The organism is Pelomicrobium sp. G1, from assembly GCF_051905455.1.
In the GTDB taxonomy this organism is placed as follows: Bacteria; Pseudomonadota; Gammaproteobacteria; order Burkholderiales; family UBA6910; genus Pelomicrobium.
The window spans coordinates 1-310 of sequence record NZ_JBQACR010000245.1; the positions used below are offsets into that span (position 1 = coordinate 1).

General features: G+C 65.5%; 1 protein-coding gene. It reads left to right on the forward strand.

What is annotated here, in order from left to right:
- Positions 1-310, forward strand: a 310-nt coding sequence (locus tag ACTFO6_RS18365) for a hypothetical protein (RefSeq protein WP_439935821.1), incomplete at both ends; no start/stop codon positions are given.

The window sequence follows — 310 nt, forward strand, 5'->3', positions numbered from 1 at the left end:
GGACTATCGCACCGGATCCACCACTTGGACCACCGACGTGAGCTTCGAGCTGGACCTGGCGGCGAAGCTCGATCTGGACTTCGTGCGCATCTCGGCCGGACCGCCGGGCGGATCGCCGGGCTTCCGCACGCTCAAGTTCGAAGAGGTGCCCTTCGACATGGGCATTTCGCCCCCGGACGTGGAGATCAACGTGGACGAGTGGGGCGTCATCCGCAAGTGGACGCCCCACGAGCAGGGAGGCTACTACGAGATGATCGGCTATCCCCTGTTCCACGCCACTAGCGCGCCGCTGGAGGAGGGATTGCGGGAG